At 68.6% G+C, this 18,134-nt stretch carries 19 protein-coding genes; 4 read left to right on the top strand and 15 right to left on the bottom strand.

Going from position 1 to position 18,134, the window contains the following annotated elements:
• Positions 1-5: 5 nt before the first annotated feature.
• On the top strand, positions 6-605 hold the full coding sequence (locus JHL17_RS34605) for a PqiC family protein (protein WP_200199200.1): 600 nt from the start codon (positions 6-8) through the stop codon (positions 603-605).
• Between the two features lie 122 nt (positions 606-727).
• Here the strand turns inward: JHL17_RS34605 and JHL17_RS34600 are convergent, their stop codons facing one another.
• From JHL17_RS34600 to osmF, 7 genes are all read right to left on the bottom strand, one after another.
• On the bottom strand, positions 728-1,279 hold the full coding sequence (locus JHL17_RS34600; RefSeq protein ID WP_200199199.1) for a hypothetical protein: 552 nt from the start codon (positions 1,277-1,279) through the stop codon (positions 728-730).
• A 188-nt stretch (positions 1,280-1,467) separates the two neighbouring features.
• A complete protein-coding gene (locus JHL17_RS34595) occupies positions 1,468-2,439 on the bottom strand; it encodes an alpha-ketoacid dehydrogenase subunit beta (protein ID WP_200199198.1) in 972 nt (323 codons plus the stop codon).
• Between the two features lie 16 nt (positions 2,440-2,455).
• Positions 2,456-3,412, bottom strand: coding sequence for a thiamine pyrophosphate-dependent dehydrogenase E1 component subunit alpha (locus tag JHL17_RS34590; RefSeq protein ID WP_200199197.1), 957 nt, complete (start codon positions 3,410-3,412; stop codon positions 2,456-2,458).
• A gap of 266 nt (positions 3,413-3,678) precedes the next feature.
• Entirely contained in the window at positions 3,679-4,437 is a 759-nt protein-coding gene (locus tag JHL17_RS34585) for an ABC transporter permease (RefSeq protein WP_282189402.1), read from the bottom strand.
• Positions 4,434-5,408, bottom strand: coding sequence for an ABC transporter ATP-binding protein (locus JHL17_RS34580; protein ID WP_200199196.1), 975 nt, complete (start codon positions 5,406-5,408; stop codon positions 4,434-4,436). The genes JHL17_RS34585 and JHL17_RS34580 overlap by 4 nt, the downstream gene beginning before the upstream one ends.
• Complete coding sequence (locus JHL17_RS34575; protein WP_345773938.1) at positions 5,405-6,589, bottom strand: ABC transporter permease; 1,185 nt, start codon at positions 6,587-6,589, stop codon at positions 5,405-5,407. The genes JHL17_RS34580 and JHL17_RS34575 overlap by 4 nt, the downstream gene beginning before the upstream one ends.
• Positions 6,590-6,598: 9 nt before the next feature.
• Positions 6,599-7,531, bottom strand: a complete 933-nt coding sequence (osmF, locus tag JHL17_RS34570; RefSeq protein WP_200199195.1) for a glycine betaine ABC transporter substrate-binding protein OsmF — start codon at positions 7,529-7,531, stop codon at positions 6,599-6,601.
• 168 nt (positions 7,532-7,699) lie between these two features.
• Here osmF and JHL17_RS34565 point away from each other — a divergent pair, with 168 nt between their 5' ends.
• Complete coding sequence (locus tag JHL17_RS34565) at positions 7,700-7,876, top strand: hypothetical protein (RefSeq protein ID WP_200199194.1); 177 nt, start codon at positions 7,700-7,702, stop codon at positions 7,874-7,876.
• A 24-nt stretch (positions 7,877-7,900) separates the two neighbouring features.
• Here JHL17_RS34565 and pqqE read toward each other — a convergent pair whose 3' ends face one another.
• From pqqE to JHL17_RS34525, 8 genes are all read right to left on the bottom strand, one after another.
• Positions 7,901-9,019, bottom strand: coding sequence for a pyrroloquinoline quinone biosynthesis protein PqqE (pqqE, locus tag JHL17_RS34560; protein WP_200199193.1), 1,119 nt, complete (start codon positions 9,017-9,019; stop codon positions 7,901-7,903).
• 37 nt (positions 9,020-9,056) lie between these two features.
• Positions 9,057-9,353 carry a pyrroloquinoline quinone biosynthesis peptide chaperone PqqD gene (gene pqqD / locus JHL17_RS34555; protein WP_200199192.1) on the bottom strand — a complete coding sequence of 99 codons (297 nt, stop codon included), beginning with the start codon at positions 9,351-9,353 and terminating at the stop codon, positions 9,057-9,059.
• Positions 9,350-10,126: a pyrroloquinoline-quinone synthase PqqC gene (pqqC, locus tag JHL17_RS34550; RefSeq protein ID WP_200199191.1), complete on the bottom strand. Its 777-nt coding sequence runs from the start codon at positions 10,124-10,126 to the stop codon at positions 9,350-9,352. The genes pqqD and pqqC overlap by 4 nt, the downstream gene beginning before the upstream one ends.
• Entirely contained in the window at positions 10,123-11,055 is a 933-nt protein-coding gene (pqqB, locus tag JHL17_RS34545) for a pyrroloquinoline quinone biosynthesis protein PqqB (RefSeq protein ID WP_200199190.1), read from the bottom strand. Before pqqB ends, pqqC begins: the two co-directional genes overlap by 4 nt.
• A 123-nt stretch (positions 11,056-11,178) precedes the next feature.
• Entirely contained in the window at positions 11,179-11,352 is a 174-nt protein-coding gene (pqqA, locus tag JHL17_RS37475; protein ID WP_247894027.1) for a pyrroloquinoline quinone precursor peptide PqqA, read from the bottom strand.
• A 43-nt stretch (positions 11,353-11,395) separates the two neighbouring features.
• Positions 11,396-11,884: a rhodanese-like domain-containing protein gene (locus JHL17_RS34535; RefSeq protein ID WP_200199189.1), complete on the bottom strand. Its 489-nt coding sequence runs from the start codon at positions 11,882-11,884 to the stop codon at positions 11,396-11,398.
• A gap of 152 nt (positions 11,885-12,036) precedes the next feature.
• On the bottom strand, positions 12,037-12,687 hold the full coding sequence (locus tag JHL17_RS34530) for a response regulator (protein ID WP_200199188.1): 651 nt from the start codon (positions 12,685-12,687) through the stop codon (positions 12,037-12,039).
• A gap of 510 nt (positions 12,688-13,197) precedes the next feature.
• Positions 13,198-14,115: an SIS domain-containing protein gene (locus JHL17_RS34525; RefSeq protein ID WP_200199187.1), complete on the bottom strand. Its 918-nt coding sequence runs from the start codon at positions 14,113-14,115 to the stop codon at positions 13,198-13,200.
• Between the two features lie 223 nt (positions 14,116-14,338).
• Here JHL17_RS34525 and edd point away from each other — a divergent pair, with 223 nt between their 5' ends.
• Both edd and zwf read left to right on the top strand, forming a co-directional pair.
• Entirely contained in the window at positions 14,339-16,177 is a 1,839-nt protein-coding gene (gene edd, locus JHL17_RS34520) for a phosphogluconate dehydratase (protein WP_200199186.1), read from the top strand.
• A gap of 152 nt (positions 16,178-16,329) precedes the next feature.
• Positions 16,330-17,850: a glucose-6-phosphate dehydrogenase gene (zwf, locus tag JHL17_RS34515; RefSeq protein ID WP_200199185.1), complete on the top strand. Its 1,521-nt coding sequence runs from the start codon at positions 16,330-16,332 to the stop codon at positions 17,848-17,850.
• Positions 17,851-18,134: the final 284 nt, after the last annotated feature.

Below are 18,134 nucleotides of genomic sequence, written 5' to 3'. Positions count from 1 at the left end.
ACGTGATGGAATGGGTGCGCGGATTGCGGAGCGCCGCGCTGGCGCTGCCGCTTCTCGTGCTGGCGGCCTGCCAGTCGACACCGGACAGCCGGCTCTACACGCTGGCGGTGGTCGCACCCGCCGGGACGGTGCAGCCGCTCCGGTCTGGTTCCCAAGCCCTGGCGTTGGGATCGCTGGACCTGCCGATGTTGATCGACCGGCCGCAGATCGTTCGCCGGATCGACGAGAACCGGATCGAGACACTCGAGTTCGACCGCTGGGCCGAACCGCTGGCGGATGGGTTGCGCTCGACCCTGGCCGGGGACCTCGCGGCGCGTCTGCCGGGCGTGACGGTCCTGCCGGTGGCCGGCAGTTCGGTGGGGGAAGGAACGGCCGTGCTGGCCGTCACCGTGCTGCGCTTCGATGCCGACGCCACCGGCCGCGTCGTTCTGGACGCGCAATGGAGCCTGTCGCCGGGTGGCGGCGCGCCTGGGCGAAGGAGTGGGCCGACGCGCGAAACGGTGGAGGTTCCGTCCGCCGGTACCGGTCCCGATGCCCAGGTCAGGGCGATGAGCCAAGCGGTCGGCACATTCGCCGATCGCGTCGCCGCAGGGGTTCGGCGCTGACGCGACCGGTTGCCGCCGCCTTAGAGTGTGATCGGTTCAAGCCGAAGCGCTTGAAGCGTGAATCTCAGGAAAAATCAAAAGCATAGAGTTTGTCTGATGCTTCAACAAGGATCAGACAAACTCTAGTGCAGCAGGGTGGCGCCGCGGTCGGCGGTCGGCAGAGGGCGCTCCCGCGTGCGCTCCATGCACCCGGCGGCGGCCCGCTTCGGTGTGCGAGCATCCTCCGCCGGGTCGGGCAGTTGCAGCCCGGCGCGGCTGAGGGCGGTCGCCAGGACGCAGAGCGGGGCCATCGCCATCCGCACGCCGGCCAGCGGCAACAAGTCGTTCATCAGCAACCCGGCCTCGCCATGCTGGCCCTGTTGCGCCAGCCGAAGCATGTCGAGCAGCAGCGTTTCGTCGGTGCCCAAGCCTGGACAGGGTGGGCGGTGCAGGTCGAGCGGGCGGACGGTGGCCGCCAGTACGATGCGCATCAGCGTATCGAACGCCACGGCGGCATCGTTCGACAACCCGGCCTCGGTCATGCCGTCCTGCCAGTGGGGATGCCGTCGTTCCGGTTCCCGCAGGGGCTCGGCCCACAGGCGCAGAACGGAGACGACCAAAGCCTCGGCGCCACGCAGATCCTGGAATCGCTCGGGGGCGGGAATGGAGCGGCGATGGGACTGCATGCTGGACATGGCGGACTCCGCTTGTGGTGGATGAGTGAAGGCTAGCCCTCTCTATATGAGAATGCAAGGCATTCGCAACGCTAGGTGACGATCTTGCGGGAAGGGCGCCAAGCCCTTCCGTCTCCGCAACCAGGACCTCCGATTGCGGAAGCTGGGCTGTGGAGACGGGGCGGGGGGCGGACGGGATGCCGTTCCGATCAGGCGATTGCCCTCTCGTCCATCAGCGACCGTACGGCTTCGACCACCGCATCGGCCTGCGGCACGAAGGCCTGCTCCAGCGGGAAGCTGGCCGGGGCGGGAGCGTCCGGTCCGGTCAGGCGCAGGACCGGTGCCCGCAGGCTGGCGAAGGCCTTTTCCGCGACCAGGGCGGCGACCTCTGCACCGACGCCGCACAGGCGGCTCGCCTCATGCACCACGACCAGCCGTCCGGTCCTGGCGACGGAGCGCAGGATGGCGGTCTCGTCCAGCGGCTTCAGGCTGCGAAGGTCGATCACTTCGGCGTCGATGCCGGCGGCAGCCAGCGTCTCGGCGGCCGCCATGCAGGTGCCAACCGTCTTGGCATAGGACACCAGCGTCACGTCGCGGCCCTCTCGCCGCACCGCCGCCTTGCCCAGCGGGATGGCGTCGGCCTCTTCCGGCACCTCGCCGGTGCTGTAGCCGAGTGCGATGTCGGCGAAGACCAGCACCGGGTTGTCGTCGCGGATCGCCGACTTCATCAGCCCCTTGAAGTCGGCGGGGGTGGAGGGCATGACGATCTTCAGGCCGGGGCTGTGGACGAACCAGCTTTCCACATTGTGGTTGTGCTGGGCGCCGACGCCCCAGCCGGCGCCGGTCATCGCCAGCACCACCATCGGGAAGCTGAACTGCCCGCCGGAGATGTAGCGCAGCTTGCCGGCGCTGTTAACGATCTCGTCCATGGCATAGCAGAGGAAGGGCGCGAACAGCAGGTCCACCACCGGGCGCAGGCCGGTGGCGGCAGCCCCGGCGGCGGTGCCGGCAATGATGCCCTCGGCCAGCGGGGTGTTGCGGACACGGGCGGCGCCGAACTCCTCCAGCAGGTCGTGGCGCTTGGTGGCGACGCCCTCGCCGAAGATCATCACGGTGGGGTCGAGCCGCATCTCCTCGGCCAGGGCGGCGGAGATCGCGTCGTTGACGGTCATGGTGGTCATGGTGGTGGGCCTCCGCTCAGGCGTAGACATCGGTGGTCAGGACCTCGACGCCCGGATAGGGGCTGGCGTCGGCGAAGGCCGTGGCGGCCTCCATCGCCGCGCGGACGCGGGCTTCCATGGCGGCTTCGGCTTCGGCGGTCAGGCGGCCTTCGCGCTCCAGCCGCGCGCGCAGGCCCAGGATCGGGTCGCGGTCGCGCCACCGGGCCAGTTCGGCCTTGTCGACATAGCCCTGGTCGTCGGGCTCGAAATGGCCGCGCAGGCGGTAGGTCATCGCCTCCAGCAGGAAGGGCTTTCCGGTGCGGCGAATGGCGTCGATGGCGGCACTTGCGGCATCGAACACCGCCAGCGGGTCATTGCCGTCGACCACGGCAGTCTCAACCCCCAGGGCCGCCGCCTGCCCGACGATGCCGTCCGCCAGCATCGTCTCCTTGCGGTGGACGAAGGCCTGCCACTGGTTGTTTTCGCAGACATAGAGGATCGGCAGCTTCCACACCGCGGCGAGGTTCAGCGATTCCTGGAAACGCCCTTCGGTGGCGGCACCGTCGCCGAAGAAGCAGGCGACGATTCCCGACTTGTCCAGCATCCTGCGCGACAGTCCGACGCCGGTCGCCAGCGCCAATTCGCCGCCGACGATGGTGGAGGTCAGCACGACGCCGAACTCCTTGGCCGAGATGTGCAGCGACCCGCTCTTGCCGCCGCAATAGCCGTCGCGCTTGCCCATCACTTCGGCCAGCATGCGGCCGGGATCGGCGCCGCGGGCCAGCAGATGGCCGGCGCTGCGATGGTTGGTCAGGATCAGGTCGTCGGCGGTGAGCGCCGAGACGACGCCGACGGCAGGCGCCTCCTGGCCCACCGAGGTGCAGGTTCCGGCGGCACGGCCGCGTCCATGCAGGTCGATCAGCGTCTCTTCATAGGCACGGATCAGCATCATGCGTTCGAGGGCCTGGACCGGATCCAGGGGAAGGACTGTCATGGCGGTGGTCTCCCTAGAATTGGGGACCGTCCGGATGCGCGGAGTCTTCGTTGCGGCTCGCCAGCGCCACTCGTCGGGCATCTCCGCGAACCTGGCGCGGAGAGCGAGGAGAGGGCAGGGGCCGATGTTGCATTCCGAACGGGCCGTGTTCGGAAGCGACCATAAGCGTGCCAATCGAGCTTCGGGTACTAACTGTTTCTTATGGGAATGCTAAAAGATCATTAAGTGTCTCGGGTGGGACAACGATCTGAAATATCGCGCCTTTTTCAGCGCTGCGACCACTGGGTCAGCCAACCCGCCAGCCGGTCGAATCCGGCATCGATCACCACGGCAAGCGCGGCAACGATCAAGGCGCCCTGGATGACATAGGCTTGGTTCGATCCGTTCAGCCCGACGATGATCGGCAGGCCCAGGGTCTTGGCGCCGACAGTGGAGGCGATGGCTGCGGTACCGACATTGATGATGACGGCGGTGCGCACGCCGGCCAGGATCACCGGGGCCGCCAGGGGCAGTTCCACCCGGAACAGCACCTCCGCCGGCCCCATGCCGAGGCCGCGGGCGGAATCCAGCACCGGGGCCGGAACACCGTCCAGGCCGGCGACCGTGTTCTCCACCACCGGCAGCAGGGCGTAGAGCGTCAGCGCGATCAGCGCCGGCTCCTGTCCGAACCCCATCACCGGCACGGCCAGCGCCAGCACCGCCACCGGCGGGAAGGTCTGGCCCATGGTGGCGATGGTCTCCAGCAGGCCGCGGAACTCCCGTCCCCAGGGCCGCGTGACGGCGATGCCGGCCCCGCCTCCCAGCAGGATCGCGGCAAGGCTCGAGAGGCCGACCAGCGCCATATGGTCCAGCGTCAGCCGGATGAAGCTCTCCGCCTCGTACAGCGGGCGGTCCAGCCCGGGGTAGAGCGTCGCGAAGAGCGGCTTCAGCGACGGCATTCCCAGAACCAGGGCCACCAGCGCCACCAGCCCCAGCATCAGCCGGTCCGTCAGCAGCTCACGCGGGGCCATGCCGGCGCCGGTCATGCCGTTCCACTGGGGCCAGGGCCGCTGCAGGCTGGGCCGCCGGGGGCCGGACGCACGAGATCGGACAAATGCAGGACCCCGGCCGGCCGGCCGTCTCCATCCACCACCGGCAGCCGCTCGGTGCCGCGGGCGACCATTTCCGACAGGGCGCGGTGCAGCGGGGTCCCGCTCGCTAGCGGTTCGCCGGTCACGCTTTCCTGGCGGCGGGCGCGGTCGCCGACGGTCTCGACGGCAAGCCGCTTCAGGCCCCACTCCTCGCGCCCGACGAGGTCGCGCACCAGCGGGCTGGCCGGGTGGGTCAGGATGTCCAGCGGGGTGGCGCATTGGATCAGCCGGCCATGGTCCATCACCGCGATGCTGTCGCCCAGCCGCAAGGCCTCGTCCATGTCGTGGGTGACGAAGACCACGGTGGTGCCGGTGCGGCGGTGGATGGCCGACAGCTCGGCCTGCAGGCTGGCGCGGGTGATGGGGTCGAGCGCGCTGAACGGTTCGTCCATCAGCAGGATGCGCGGCTCAGCCGCCAGCGCGCGGGCGACGCCGACCCGCTGCTGCTGCCCGCCGGACAGCTGGTGCGGATAGGCGCCGCGATAGCGCCGCGGGTCGAGGTTCAGCAGTTCCAGCAGTTCGGTCACGCGGTCGCGGATGCGCGCCCTGGGCCAGCCGAGCAGGCCGGGGACGGTGGCGATGTTGCGCTCCACCGTCCAGTGCGGGAACAGCCCGACCGACTGGATGACATAGCCCATGCGCCGGCGAAGCTCTTCCGGCTTCAGCGCGGCGATGTCCTCGCCGTCGATGCGGATGGCGCCCTCGTCGGCCGGGATCAGCCGGTTGATCATCCGCAGCACCGTCGATTTGCCGGAGCCGGACGGGCCGATCAGCACGCGGAACTCCCCCTCCGCCACGGTGAAGGACACGGCATCCACCGCGGTCCAGGTGCCGAAGCGCTTGGTCACGCGCTCGAAATCGATCATGGCGCACTCCTTCCCGGCAGAACGCCGATGCTGTGGGTGGCGGCGGCGATGCCGATGGACAGCAGGGCGTCGGCCGCCACCGCCAGCAGGATGACGGGAACGGCCCCCAGCAGCACAAGGTCCAGCGCGTTGGCGAAAAGCCCCTGGAACATGATGGCGCCGAGCCCGCCGGCACCGATCAGCGCCGCCACCGCCGCCAGCCCGACCGCCTGGACCACGGTGATGCGCAGCCCCGACAGGAAGACCGGCAAGGCCAGTGGCAGATCCACCCGCAGGAAGATTTGGCGCGGCGTCAGCCCCATCCCCCTCGCGGCCTCCCGCACCGGGGCGGGTACGCCGTCGAGGCCGACCGCGGTGTTGCGGACGATGGGCAGCAGGGAATAGAGCGTCAGCGCGATCATCGCCGGCAGCGGCCCGACCCCGCTGATTCCCGATCCCGGCAGCATGGTTCCAAGCGCGGCCAGCGGCGCCATCAGCAGTCCGAACAGCGCGATCGACGGCACCGTCTGAACCACGTTCAGCACCGGGAAGACGGCGCGGCCGACCGCCTGCACCCGGTGCGCGGCGATCCCCAGCGGCACGCCGACCAGCAGGGTCGGCAACAGCGCCGTCGCCACCAGCATGGCGTGGCGCAGCACGGCATCGGCGAACACGTCGCGCCGGTTGGCGTATTCCTTGAGAATCGACAGCGAATCGAGATGGCCCGAGGCCAGTTGCAGCGCCACCAGCCCGGCGACCGCGCCGCCCACCGCCATCCGGCCGACGGCCCCCAGCCCCAGCCGACGCGCCGCATCCACCGCGGTCAGCAGCCCGGCCGCCGCCATCACCCAGAAACCGGAGGCGAAGGATGTCCGTGCCGCCGCGGATGCTCCTTGCGCCAGCACAGCCGCCTGGGCGCCGGTCAGCCAGACCAATCCGGCGGTGAACAGCCCGCCGGCCGCGACGGTCAGGCCGAGCCCGAACCGGGTCGGGCGCAGGAACGGCGTCGCCAGCAGGGCCAGTGCCGTGATCAGGACCATCGCTCCCCCCAGTCCCTGCACCGCCGTCCACAGCGGCACCGGCCGCCCGGACAGCAGCCGGTTGGGCGCGAAGCCGAGGAACGGCAATGCGACGGCGGCGGCGGCGGCGGCCAGCGCCATCAGCAGGGCGACGCGGTTGTGCAGGGGCAGGCGGATGATCACGTCACCGGCTTACTTCAAGAAGCCCTTGGACTTCAAATACTCGGTGGCGACCTGCTTCTGGTCCTGTCCGTCCACCGAGATCTTGGCGTTCAGCCCGCGCAGGGTTCCGGCATCCAGGCTGGCGAAGACCGGGTTCAGCAGGTCGGCGATCTTCGGGTTGGCCGTCAGAACCGAGGCGCGGACGGTCGGGGCCGGCTCATACACCATCTGCGCGCCCTTGGTGTCGGCCAGGACGACGAGGTCCAATGCCGCGATGGCGCCGTCGGTGCCATAGACCATGGCGGTGTTGACGCCGGAGGTCTGCTCCGCCGCCGCACGGATGGTGGCGGCGGTGTCGCCGCCGGCCAGGATCAGCATCTGGTCGGGCTTCAGCGCGAATCCGTAGGTCTGCTGGAAGGAGGGCAGGGCGGCCGGGCTCTCCACGAACTCGGCGGAGGCCGCGACCTTCGCCTTGCCGCCGCCGGAGACCCACTTGGCGAAATCCTCCATCGTCTTCAGCTTGTTGGCGTCGGCGACGTCGTGGCGGACGGCGAGCGCCCAGGTGTTGTTGGCAGGGGCCGGCTTCAGCCAGACGACGTTGTTCTTCTCCTGATCGAGCTGCCGGACCTTGTCGTAGCCGGCGCCGGCATTCTTCCAGACCGGGTCGCTGTCGACGTTGAAGAAGAAGGCGCCGTTGCCGGTATATTCGGGATAGATGTCGATCTCGCCGGACAGCAGCGCGCCGCGCACGATCTTGGTCGGACCCAGCTGGATCTTGTTCTCCGTCGGGATGCCGCCCGCCTGCAGCACCTGGAGGATCATGGTGCCGAGCAGCCCGCTTTCGGCATCCAGCTTCGAGCCGACGCGGACCGCGTCTGCCGCCTGCGCCGTACCGGCGAGCAGGCTCACCGCAAGCGCTGCCGCGCCGATGACGGCGCGGCCCTTGTTGAAGATCGTGAACACCCTGGAACCTCCCCCTGAAAGCATTGGGGAAAGGATGGGTGACAGCCCCGCTCACGGCAAGCCGCGCTTTCCGTCTGTCCTTTCCCGGATATGAGTTTCAGCCTATTCCCCTGAGGAACTTCCCATCCCCGGACGCTGTTGAGCGGGAAACGGCAACAGGAGGATCCGATGTCCCAGGGCGACAAGGACAAATACACCGAGAAGCAGAAGCGCAAGGCAGAACATATCGAGGAGGGATACGAGAAACGCGGCGTGTCACATGAGGAAGCGGAAAAGCGCGCCTGGGCTACCGTCAACAAACAGGACGGCGGTGGGAAGAAGGGCGGATCGGGCCATGACAAATAGCGAGGACCGGCTCACGACTATTTCTCACAGCCCACGATACGTCCACTCCGTCCCCAGCGCCGCCGCGTCGCGGTCGCGCAGCGCGGCGACGTCGGCGTGGGCGGACGACAGCTCGCACACCGGATCGGTCGCATCGGCACTGCCCGCCAGCGCCAAGGCTTGGCAGCGGCAGCCGCCCCAATCCTCTTCCTGATGGTCGCAGGACCGGCAGGGATCCGGCATCCAGCCGGTGCCGCGGTAGCGGGTGAAGGCCGGGCCGTCGCGCCAGATGTCGGACAGGCTGCGGTCATGCACCGTCTCGAACGCCAGTCCCGGGATCGTCTCCGCCGCGTGGCAGGGCAGGACACGGCCGTGCGGGGTGACGTTCATGAAGCGGCGCGCCCAGCCGCCCATGCAGCTCTTCGGCCGGCGGGCGTAGTAATCGGGCACGACGTAATCCACCACGATCCGCCCGGCCAGTTCGGGCAGCCGGGCGCGCACCGCCGCATCCATCGCCAGCAACTGGTCGCGCGACGGCATCAGCGCCGCACGGTTGGCGAGCGCCCAACCGTAATACTGCACATTGGCGATCTCGATTCGTCCGGCGCCGAGATCCATCGCCAGATCGATGACGTCATTGACCCGCTCGATGTTGTGGCGATGCAGCACCGCGTTGATGGTCAGCGCCAGACCCTGGGCGACCACCGCCCGGGCCACCTCCAGCTTCTTCGCATGGCCGCCCTTGAAGCCGCCGATACGGTCGGCGCCGCCGGCCTCGGCATCCTGCAGGCTGATCTGGACATGCTGAAGCCCGGCCCGCTGCAGCCGCTCCAGCCTTGGCCGGTCGAGCAGCACGGCCGAGGTGATGAGGTTGCTGTAGAGCCCGATCTCCGTCGCGTGGGCGACCAGCTCTTCCAGATCCTTGCGGACGCAGGGCTCGCCGCCGGAAAAATGGACCTGCAGGGCGCCGACGTCGGCCGCCTCGTCCAGCACGCGCTTCCAGGTGGCGGTGTCCAGCTCGGCGCTGGCCGGATCGAGCGCCAGCGGATTGGAACAATAGGGGCAGCGCAGCGGGCAGCGGTGCGTCAGCTCCATCAGCACGGCGAAGGGCGGGGCCGGCTCGGTCTGGGTCGCGGCGGCGAAGGCGGGCAGGGCGCAGCTCATCGGACTCACCTCCTGGGGACGCACCTCCCGGGGCGCCTCATGTGACGACATAGCCCTTGTTGCGCAGGTCGGTCAGCATCTCCAGCACGTCGCCGGCGATCTCCGTGCGCGGGGCATCATACTCCACCGACAGCCGGTCGATACCGGCGGCCACGTCGGCGATGTCCGGCCCGACGCAGGCACGCACCACCGCCAGCGCCATCTCGTCCAGCACCAGAAGCCGCTCCGGCCCCATCAGCATCCACTGCCCGCGGCGGCGGTCGTTGCGCAGCATGACGCCGGGGGCCAGCCTCGGCCGGTCGCTCTCGGCGATATGGGGAGCGACCGTGCTCACCGGCTGTACCGTGTCGGTTCCATGTCCTCCGGCACGAAGGCGCCGGGCGGGATCAGGTTGGGGGTGACATAGGCATGGTGCAGCGCGTCGAGCTGCGCCCACAGCAGTTCCGTCTTGAAGCGCAGGGCGCGCAGGCATCGCCGCTGCTGGTCCGCCGTTTCTGCATGGGTCAGCACATAGTCCAGCCCGAACTCCACGTCGCGCGGCGCCTCGTCCAGCCGCTTGCGGAAATAGGACAGGGTGCTGTCGTTGGCGAAGGCGTAGTTGCGCTCGAAGCCGGCGATGCGCTCGCGGTGGATCGACGGCGCGAACAGCTCGGTCAGCGAGGACGCGACCGCTTCCAGCAGCGAGTGGTCGCGGACGAAGTTGACATAGGCGTCCACCGCGAAGCGGGTGGCAGGGAGGATGCCCTCCAGTGACTTCACGTATGCGCGGTCCAGCCCCAGCCCGTCGGTCAGACGCAGCCAGCGCTCGATGCCGCCGACCCTGGTCTCGTCCAGCTCGCCGCTTTGGGTCAGGCCGTCATGGTCCAGCACCCGCTGCAACCAGGCGCGGCGCAGCGCCGGATCGTCCATGCGGGACATGATGGTCAGGTCCTTGCGCGGGATCGACACCTGGTAATAGAAGCGGTTCAGCGCCCAGGCCTGGATCTGCCCCTTCTGCAGCTTGCCGCCGTGCAGAAGCTGATGGAAGGGGTGGAGGTCGTGATACTGCCGCTCGCCGATGGCATAGAGGGCGGCGCGGAATTCCTCGCGGGACATCAGCTCGGTCATAGGGTCAGCTCCAGCCCGTCATGGGCGATGCGCCAGCCGGCCGCTTCGGCCTCGGCCCGTTCGGGCGAATCCTCCAGCAGGGCGGGGTTCGTGTTGTTGATGTGGATGTAGATTCTGCGGGCGACGTTCAGCGGCGCGAAGGCGGCCATGCTGCCCGCCGGCCCGGACATCGGCATATGGCCCATCCGCGCCGCCGTCTTGATGCCGGTGCCGCTGCGGATCATCTCGTCGTCGGTCCAGGTGGTGCCGTCGAACAGCACCAGCGGCGCCCCATGCAGCCGGTCTGCCAGCCATGCGGGCATCCCGGCGCAGCCGGGGATGTAGAAGAAACCTTCGCTCGAGCCATCCGCGGGGCGGATGCGCAGAGCCACCGTATCTTCGGCGACGGAACCGAAGCCGGGGCCGGCCGACGCGTCCTCCAGATAGAGCGCCACCTTGCCCGGTACCGCGAAGGCCTCAACCTCCAGCCCCAGCGGGCGGCCGTCGGCCCCGGCGGGCTGGAATGGCTGGCCCAGCGCCATCGGACGGCGGGCGACCAGATCCGGGTTGAGGACGTTGAAGACGCTGTTGGCGGCGAGCACGCCATGGACGCGCGGGGTGGCGTAGACGGCGAAGGGGTGGGATTCGCGCAGGGTCAGCAGGCCGGCGACATGGTCGATGTCGGCATTGGTCAACAACGCCGCGCCGATCGGATTGCCGCGCAGGCCAGCTTTTGGGTGAAGCTGCGGATTGGCGAGCAGCTGCGCGCCGAGGTCGGGCGAGGCGTTCAGCAGCAGCCAGCGCTCGCCGTCGGCGGTCACCGCCAGCGACGATTGGGTGCGCGGCTTCGCCGCCGGGTCGCCGGAGCGGGCACGGCGGCATCCCTCGCAGGCGCAGTTCCATTGCGGGAAGCCCCCGCCGGCCGCCGAACCGAGTACGAGAATCTTCATGGCCACCGTCTTGAACGCGTCTTGACCGCAATCCTGGCTAAGCAAATCCAGGGGTGGACCGGGCCAGGGGTGTACCGGGGAAGAGCCGTCACGCCGTGCTTCCCCGGCTCCCCCTCGTCCGGCTTACAGGCCGGCGCAGGCGTAGGCGTTGATCTCGGTGCCGACGGCGATCTCGGTGGTCTTCGGTTTGCGCCAGGTCTTCATCGCGTGATACTCCTGCTTGCTGACTGTTGCTGACCAGGATGGTTGGCAAGATGAAGAGTAGCGGTCCGAGGCGGAGGACCGCCATGCTACCATGGTGTAATCCGCCACCTCTTTCGACGCCGGATCACCACTTGCGTCACGGCGCGGGAGCGGCGGGCGGCGGCAGCGGATGCGCCTCCTCCGTCGGCAGACCGGCCTCCATCCAGCCGTCGATGCCCGTCGGGTACCAATGCACCCGGGCATAACCAAGCAACACCGCACGCTTGGCCGCGTTCCATGACAGCCAGCAATCGGACAGGCAGTAGAACAGGAGATCACGGGACCGGTCACCGCCGGTCAACCGGTCCAGCTGGGATTCGAACCATCCCAGAGTCGCCGGGTCGGGTGCTCCCACCCCGACATTGGGCAGCCAGACGCCGCCGGGAATCTGCCGGTAGGGCTTCGACTGCAGCCAGGGGCCGCCGGGGAGTGTGCTGCGTTCGAGCCGCTGGACGAAGATCGGGACGAGGCGGCCTTGCGACAGCAGGGACTGCACGGCGGGCGTGTCGACCGTCTCCGCCCCGGCGACCCCGTCCGGCGTGGGGGAGCGGTAGTCGGACAGTCGGTAGCCCTCCGGCTGCGGCACGCCGGCGGCGAGGGCGGGGGCAGCGGGGGCGGAGGTGATGAGAAGGGCGAGGGCGAGGAGGACGGAGCGGATGCTGGGGAAGTCATGGCTCCGCCCCGGTTTTCCCCCGCTGGCGGGCGAAGGCCGGGGCGGGGGGCCGTGCCTATGGCTCCTCACCGCCGGTCGGCCAGGACGCGGTTGGCGATCACCACCGCCTGGGTGCGGCTGTAGACCTTGAGCTTCTGCAGGATGGCGGAGACATGGGCCTTCACCGTCGTCTCGGTGATGCTGAGATCGAAGGCGATCTCCTTGTTCAGCTTTCCGGTGCCCAGCAACTCCAGCACCCGCAACTGCTGTGCCGTCAGGGTGGCGATGCGGCGGGCGATCTCGGCGGTCTCGGCATCCTCGGGGTCGTCAGCCGCTCCCTCCTCGCCGGCGGAGGGCGGAACATAGAGCTCGCCGTTCAGCACCTGGCGCAGGGCAGCGGCGATGGCATCGCGTGGGGTCGATTTGGGAATGAAGCCGGCGGCTCCGCTCTCCATCGCTTCGCGCACCCAGCGGCGCTCCTCATGGGCGGAGACGACGACCACCGGCGTTGCCGGAAAGCGCTGGCGCAGCATGCGCAGCCCACCGAGCCCGTTCATGCCGGGCATGTTGACGTCCAGCAGAACGAGGTCGAGATCGCCCCGCTCCTCCAGCGCCTGCATGACGCTGTCGAGCCGGTCCGCCTCCATCACATCGGTGGCTTGGCAGGAATAGAGCACCGCGCTGCGCAACGCATCGCGCACCATCGGGTGATCATCGGCAATCAGGATCCGGGTCATGGCCTGCGGTTCCCTGCATAGCGGCAGATTGGAGCGGATTGCGGGAAAGCTCCGCCGATCCATTGTGTCAGACCCAAATGGAAAGGTGCAACAAGGCGAATAACGCCAATTGTTTTGTGCGCGAACATGTCGCACCGCCATCGAGTGTACCTCCTTCGGCAGCGCCCGTGGTCAGTCCTTCGGGACGGCTTCCAGCCGGGAGCGGATCGAACCGTCGGTGCCGCGCTCCTTGCGGCGGGGAAGGGCAGGTGGCTTGGCCGGTCTGAGCATCATCCGTGCGTCCTCTTCCTGGATCCGTCTTATGGCTCCCGCTCGTCTTTAGGCCGTTGGTTCAGGTCTCGACGGGGCACGGGGCCGTTGTGGGGTCGGATTGCGGCAGAGAATAGCAATCGTTCGTTCGCATAATTATTCGACGATGGTACAAGACCGGCCGCTGCCGCTGCGCCCAAGCCGCTCCGCCATGATCGATGGTCGGATGACGCTTGCGGCAGGCGGCCGGGCCTTGGGCGGTCAAGCCAGCGGCGGCAGCCGTCCGGCATTGATCGCCGACTTCACCTTCGCCAGCTGCCGAACCGCAGGATCGCCCAGCCGCAGGGCCACACCGGTCGACAGCACGTCGATCAGCGTCAGATGCACCAGCCGCGATGCCATCGGCGTGTACATCTCGGTGTCCTCCACCGGCCGGCTGGCGATGATCACGGTCGCCATGGCGGCTAGGGGGGATCGGGGAGCGGTGATCGCCACCACCGCCGTACCCTGGGCCCGGGCCGCCGCCGCCAGTTCGTTGATCGTTCCGCTGCGTCCGGTGTTGGACAGCGCCAGCAACACCCCGCCGGCCGCCATATTGACCAGCAGCATGCGCGCCAGGACCGGATCGGCGCAGGGTTGGGCGTCGGCCCCGAAGCGCAGCAGCTTGTGTGCCGCATCCTGGGCCAGGGCGCTCGACCCCCCGGTGCCGACGCACAGCACCCGTGGTGCATCGGCCAGCAGGGCGATGGCCCGGTCCAGCGCCTCGTCGTCCAGCGCGTCGGACGCCGCAGTCAGCGCGGCGGCGCTCGATGAAAAAATTTTTCGCGCCAGCGTGCCGACATCGTCGCCGGGTGCGACATCCTGGCTGACATAGGGCGTGCCGCGGAGACCCTCGCAGCGCAACGCATCGCGGGCCTGGGAGCCGGCAAGGCGCAGCTTGAAGTCGGGGAAGCCGGCGCAGCCGACGCTGCGGCAAAAACGCACGACGGTCGCTTCGCTCACCGCCGCCGCCTGTGCCAGAGAGGTGACGTTCAGGTCCAGCACCCGCCGCGGATCGGCCAGCACCAAATCGGCGATCCGCCCCTCCGACCGCTTCAGCCCAGTCCGCAACCGGCGGATCTCGCCCAATATATCCAATGGTGCAGGATTGGTGGCTGCGGTGTTGACCGGGGATGCCATGACGTAAAGTTACTTCCCTGGAAAGGACCGGCCCATCGCGGAGCCAGACCGGCGAGATGCTTCGATGGGGCGTTCCCGCCACTATGAAGAATTTCGCCATGAATGGCGAGAAATCCGACAAAGCCGGCCCCTGTATGAAAAAAAATTTCTTCACACCCCGCTGCCCTTGGCGTATGGTCCGGTTCGGAAATCATCGCCTCCCACAAACGGTCGAGACGCGATCATGAGCAAGCCCAGCCCCCTGAATTCTGTCGTCGCCCGCGTGACGGAGCGTATCGCGGAGCGCAGCCGCGACCGCCGTGCCGCCTATCTGGCGCGGCTGGAAAGCGCCGGCGGACAGCCGCGCCGCCATCGCCTGGGCTGTGCCAACCTCGCCCACGCCTTTGCGGCCTGCGGTGCGAATGACAAGGCGGCGCTGCGCGGCGAGACGCAGCCGTCGATCGGCATCGTCACCGCCTACAACGACATGCTCTCGGCCCATCAACCCTATGAGCGCTATCCCGCGATGATCCGCGAGTCGGTGCGCGCGGCCGGCGGCGTCGCCCAGGTGGCCGGCGGCGTACCCGCCATGTGCGACGGCGTCACCCAGGGTTATGAGGGGATGGAACTGTCGCTGTTCAGCCGTGACGTCATCGCCCTGGCGACCGGAGTCGCGCTGTCCCACGCCACCTTCGACGGCGTGCTGTGCTTGGGCATCTGCGACAAGATCGTCCCCGGCCTGGTGATCGGCTCGCTCGCCTTCGGCCATCTGCCGACGATCTTCGTCCCCGCCGGTCCGATGCCGTCCGGCCTGTCGAACGCCGACAAGGCCAAGGCGCGCCAGCTCTACGCCCAGGGCAAGGTCGGGCGCGAGGAACTGCTGGAGGCCGAGTCCAAATCCTACCATGCCCCCGGCACCTGCACCTTCTACGGCACCGCCAACACCAACCAGATGCTGATGGAGATCATGGGCCTGCACCTGCCGGGCGCCAGCTTCGTCAATCCCAACACTCCCCTGCGCGATGCGCTGACCGACGCGGCGGCCCGGCGGGTGGTGGCGATGACCGTTCCCGGTGCCGGCACCCCCATCGGCCGGATCGTCGACGAGCGCGCGCTGGTCAACGGCATCGTCGGACTGCTGGCCACCGGCGGTTCGACCAACCACACCCTGCACATCCCGGCCATCGCCGCCGCCGCCGGCGTCGAACTGAACTGGGAGGATTTCTCGGAGCTGTCGGCGGTCGTCCCGCTGCTGGCCCGCGTCTATCCCAACGGCAGCGCCGACGTGAACCGCTTCCATCAGGCCGGCGGCATGCCCTTCGTCATCGGCCAGCTGATCGATGCCGGCCTCCTCCACACCGACATCGCCACCATCCATGGCGACGGCGGACTGGAGCCCTACCGCAGCATGCCGGACCTGGATGAGGGCGGCGCCCTGACCTGGACCCGTGCCGCCACCGATCAGAGCGGCGACCCGTCGGTGGTCGCCACCACGGCGGCGCCCTTCGCGGCCGAAGGCGGCTTGCGCGTGCTGACCGGCAATCTCGGCCGCGGCGTCATCAAGATCTCGGCGGTCAAGCCGGAGCATCGCCTGGTCGAAGCCCCGGCCCGCGTCTTCGACAGCCAGGAGGCCGTCCAGATCGCCTTCCGCGCCGGCGAACTCGACCGCGACGTCATCGTCGTCGTGCGCTACCAGGGTCCCGGCGCCAACGGCATGCCGGAATTGCACAAGCTGACGCCGCCGCTGGGCGTCTTGCAGGACAAGGGCTTCAAGGTCGCGCTGGTGACCGACGGCCGCATGTCCGGCGCGTCGGGCAAGGTGCCGGCCGCGATCCATGTCACGCCGGAGGTGAAGGGCGGCGGGCCGCTCGGCCGCGTGCGTGACGGCGACGTCCTGCGGCTGAATGCGGAAGCCGGGACCCTCGAAGCTCTGGTCGATGCAGCCGAGTGGGAGAGCCGGGGTGCCCCGCCGCCGCCGAGCGAGGATGCCTCCCATGGCTGCGGCCGAGAGCTGTTCTCCCTGTTCCGCAACAATGCCGGCCCGGCGGAGAGCGGCGCTTCCGTCCTCAACCTGCTGGGCTGAAACCTGTCGAGCCGAACCGGCAGGCAGGATCATGGAAAATCGGGCCGGCATCGGGCCATGCCGGCCCGCATTGTGACCGGCCCATCCCTGTGGCACCATGACGCACGGGCTGACCCAAGGCTCCGTGCCATCGACGTCGAGAGGTCCCGAAGATGCACTCCCGATCCACCGGCGCAGCCCCCGCACTGCCTCCCTTCGATTACACGGTGTTCGGCGGCACCGGCGATCTGGCCCTGCGCAAGCTGTTGCCGGCGCTCTATCTGCGCGACAAGGCGGGGCAGGTGGCCGACGGCAGCCGGATCATCGGCGTCTCGCGCAGCCCGCTGACTCCGTCCGACTACCGCGCCAAGGCCGAGGAGGCGATCCAAGAGCACGTGCACGCGGACGAACGCGACACCGCGGTGATCGCCCGGTTCCTGGAACGGCTGGACTATGTTCCGGTCGACGTCACCTCCGACAATGGCTGGAACGAACTGACGGAACGGCTGGACAATCCACCGGCCCGGAGCAGCGGAGCGGTCCGCATCTTCTATCTCGCGACCTCTCCCGGCCTGTTCGGTCCGGTCAGCGATCAGTTGCGTGCCTTCGGTCTGGCCACCGCCGATTCGCGGGTCGTGCTGGAGAAGCCCATCGGCCGCGACCTCGCCTCGGCACAGGAGATCAACGACCGGGTCGGTGCCGTCTTCACCGAGCCGCAGATTTACCGCATCGATCATTACCTCGGTAAGGAGACGGTGCAGAATCTGCTGGCCCTGCGTTTCGGCAATTCCCTGTTCGAACCGCTGTGGAACGCCGACCACATCGACCATGTGCAGATCACCGTCGCCGAGACGGTCGGCGTCGAGGAGCGCGGCGGCTATTACGACCAGTCCGGCGCCCTGCGCGACATGGTGCAGAACCATCTGCTGCAGCTGGTCTGCCTGGTCGGCATGGAATGCCCGATCTCGCTGGCCCAGGAATCGGTGCGCGACGAGAAGCTGAAGGTCCTGCGCTCGCTCAAAGCCATCGGGCCGGACGAGATCGGCGGCTGCACCGTTCGCGGTCAGTATCGCGCCGGCGCCGTCGCCGGCGGTGCGGTGCCGGGCTACCTCGACGAACCCGGCATCCCGCCCGGCAGCGGCACCGAGACCTTCGTCGCGCTGAAGCTGGAGATCGACAACTGGCGCTGGGCCGGCGTGCCCTTCTACCTGCGCAGCGGCAAGCGGCTGCCGGCCAAGATGTCGGAGATCGTCATCCAGTTCCGGCCGATCCGCCATTCCATCTTCCCGCAAGGTGCGGGCGAACTGCAGGCCAACCGCCTGATCGTCCGGCTCCAGCCGGACGAGAGCATCCGCATGCATCTGATGACCAAGGAACCGGGACCGGGCGGCATGCGCCTGCGGCCGGCGGCTCTCAACCTCAGCTTTGCCGAAACCTTCGGCGGCCGGTTCCCGGATGCCTACGAAAGGCTTCTGATGGATGTGGTGCGCGGCAACTCCACCCTGTTCATGCGTCGCGACGAGGTCGAGGCCGCGTGGCAATGGGCGGAGCCGATCATCGACGGCTGGATGGCCCGGCACGAGATGCCGAAGCCCTATATCGCCGGCACTTGGGGGCCGTCCCAGTCCATCGCCCTGATCGAGCGCGACGGCCGCACCTGGCATGACGACGAGATTCCATCCGCTGCCTTCTGACGGCGTCCGGTTAGAAAATCGTCATCGGAGTGAAAAAAGGTCTTGCGCGGTTCGGGAGGGCTCGCCTATAAAGCGCCTCCCGACGCGAACGACGCCGGCGCCGCCGACACGGCAGCGACCGACACGCGAACGGGAAGCCCGACAAACCGGCGCTTGCGACCCGAACCCCAGAGGTTCGGTCGAGCATCCGGTTTCTGCATCGGGCGGGTTCTTTGACAAGTTTATACCGTGTTGTGAGAAGGGATGCGCAGGCGGCGGCAGTTGGTAGCCGTTGCGGCCTTGGG

Source organism: Azospirillum endophyticum (genome assembly GCF_016595245.1).
In the GTDB taxonomy this organism is placed as follows: domain Bacteria; phylum Pseudomonadota; class Alphaproteobacteria; order Azospirillales; family Azospirillaceae; genus Azospirillum; species Azospirillum endophyticum.
The sequence above is the reverse complement of the archived record's forward strand: the minus strand, read 5'-3'. Positions and strand labels throughout refer to the sequence as shown.

Coding starts and splice junctions, on each gene's coding strand:
- JHL17_RS34605 (WP_200199200.1), top strand. CDS start 6: ATGGAATGGGTGCGCGGATTGCGGAGCGCCGCGCTGGCGCTGCCGCTT.
- JHL17_RS34600 (WP_200199199.1), bottom strand. CDS start 1,279: ATGTCCAGCATGCAGTCCCATCGCCGCTCCATTCCCGCCCCCGAGCGA.
- JHL17_RS34595 (WP_200199198.1), bottom strand. CDS start 2,439: ATGACCACCATGACCGTCAACGACGCGATCTCCGCCGCCCTGGCCGAG.
- JHL17_RS34590 (WP_200199197.1), bottom strand. CDS start 3,412: ATGACAGTCCTTCCCCTGGATCCGGTCCAGGCCCTCGAACGCATGATG.
- JHL17_RS34585 (WP_282189402.1), bottom strand. CDS start 4,437: ATGACCGGCGCCGGCATGGCCCCGCGTGAGCTGCTGACGGACCGGCTG.
- JHL17_RS34580 (WP_200199196.1), bottom strand. CDS start 5,408: ATGATCGATTTCGAGCGCGTGACCAAGCGCTTCGGCACCTGGACCGCG.
- JHL17_RS34565 (WP_200199194.1), top strand. CDS start 7,700: ATGTCCCAGGGCGACAAGGACAAATACACCGAGAAGCAGAAGCGCAAG.
- pqqE (WP_200199193.1), bottom strand. CDS start 9,019: ATGAGCTGCGCCCTGCCCGCCTTCGCCGCCGCGACCCAGACCGAGCCG.
- pqqC (WP_200199191.1), bottom strand. CDS start 10,126: ATGACCGAGCTGATGTCCCGCGAGGAATTCCGCGCCGCCCTCTATGCC.
- pqqB (WP_200199190.1), bottom strand. CDS start 11,055: ATGAAGATTCTCGTACTCGGTTCGGCGGCCGGCGGGGGCTTCCCGCAA.
- pqqA (WP_247894027.1), bottom strand. CDS start 11,352: ATGGTAGCATGGCGGTCCTCCGCCTCGGACCGCTACTCTTCATCTTGC.
- JHL17_RS34530 (WP_200199188.1), bottom strand. CDS start 12,687: ATGACCCGGATCCTGATTGCCGATGATCACCCGATGGTGCGCGATGCG.
- JHL17_RS34525 (WP_200199187.1), bottom strand. CDS start 14,115: ATGGCATCCCCGGTCAACACCGCAGCCACCAATCCTGCACCATTGGAT.
- edd (WP_200199186.1), top strand. CDS start 14,339: ATGAGCAAGCCCAGCCCCCTGAATTCTGTCGTCGCCCGCGTGACGGAG.
- zwf (WP_200199185.1), top strand. CDS start 16,330: ATGCACTCCCGATCCACCGGCGCAGCCCCCGCACTGCCTCCCTTCGAT.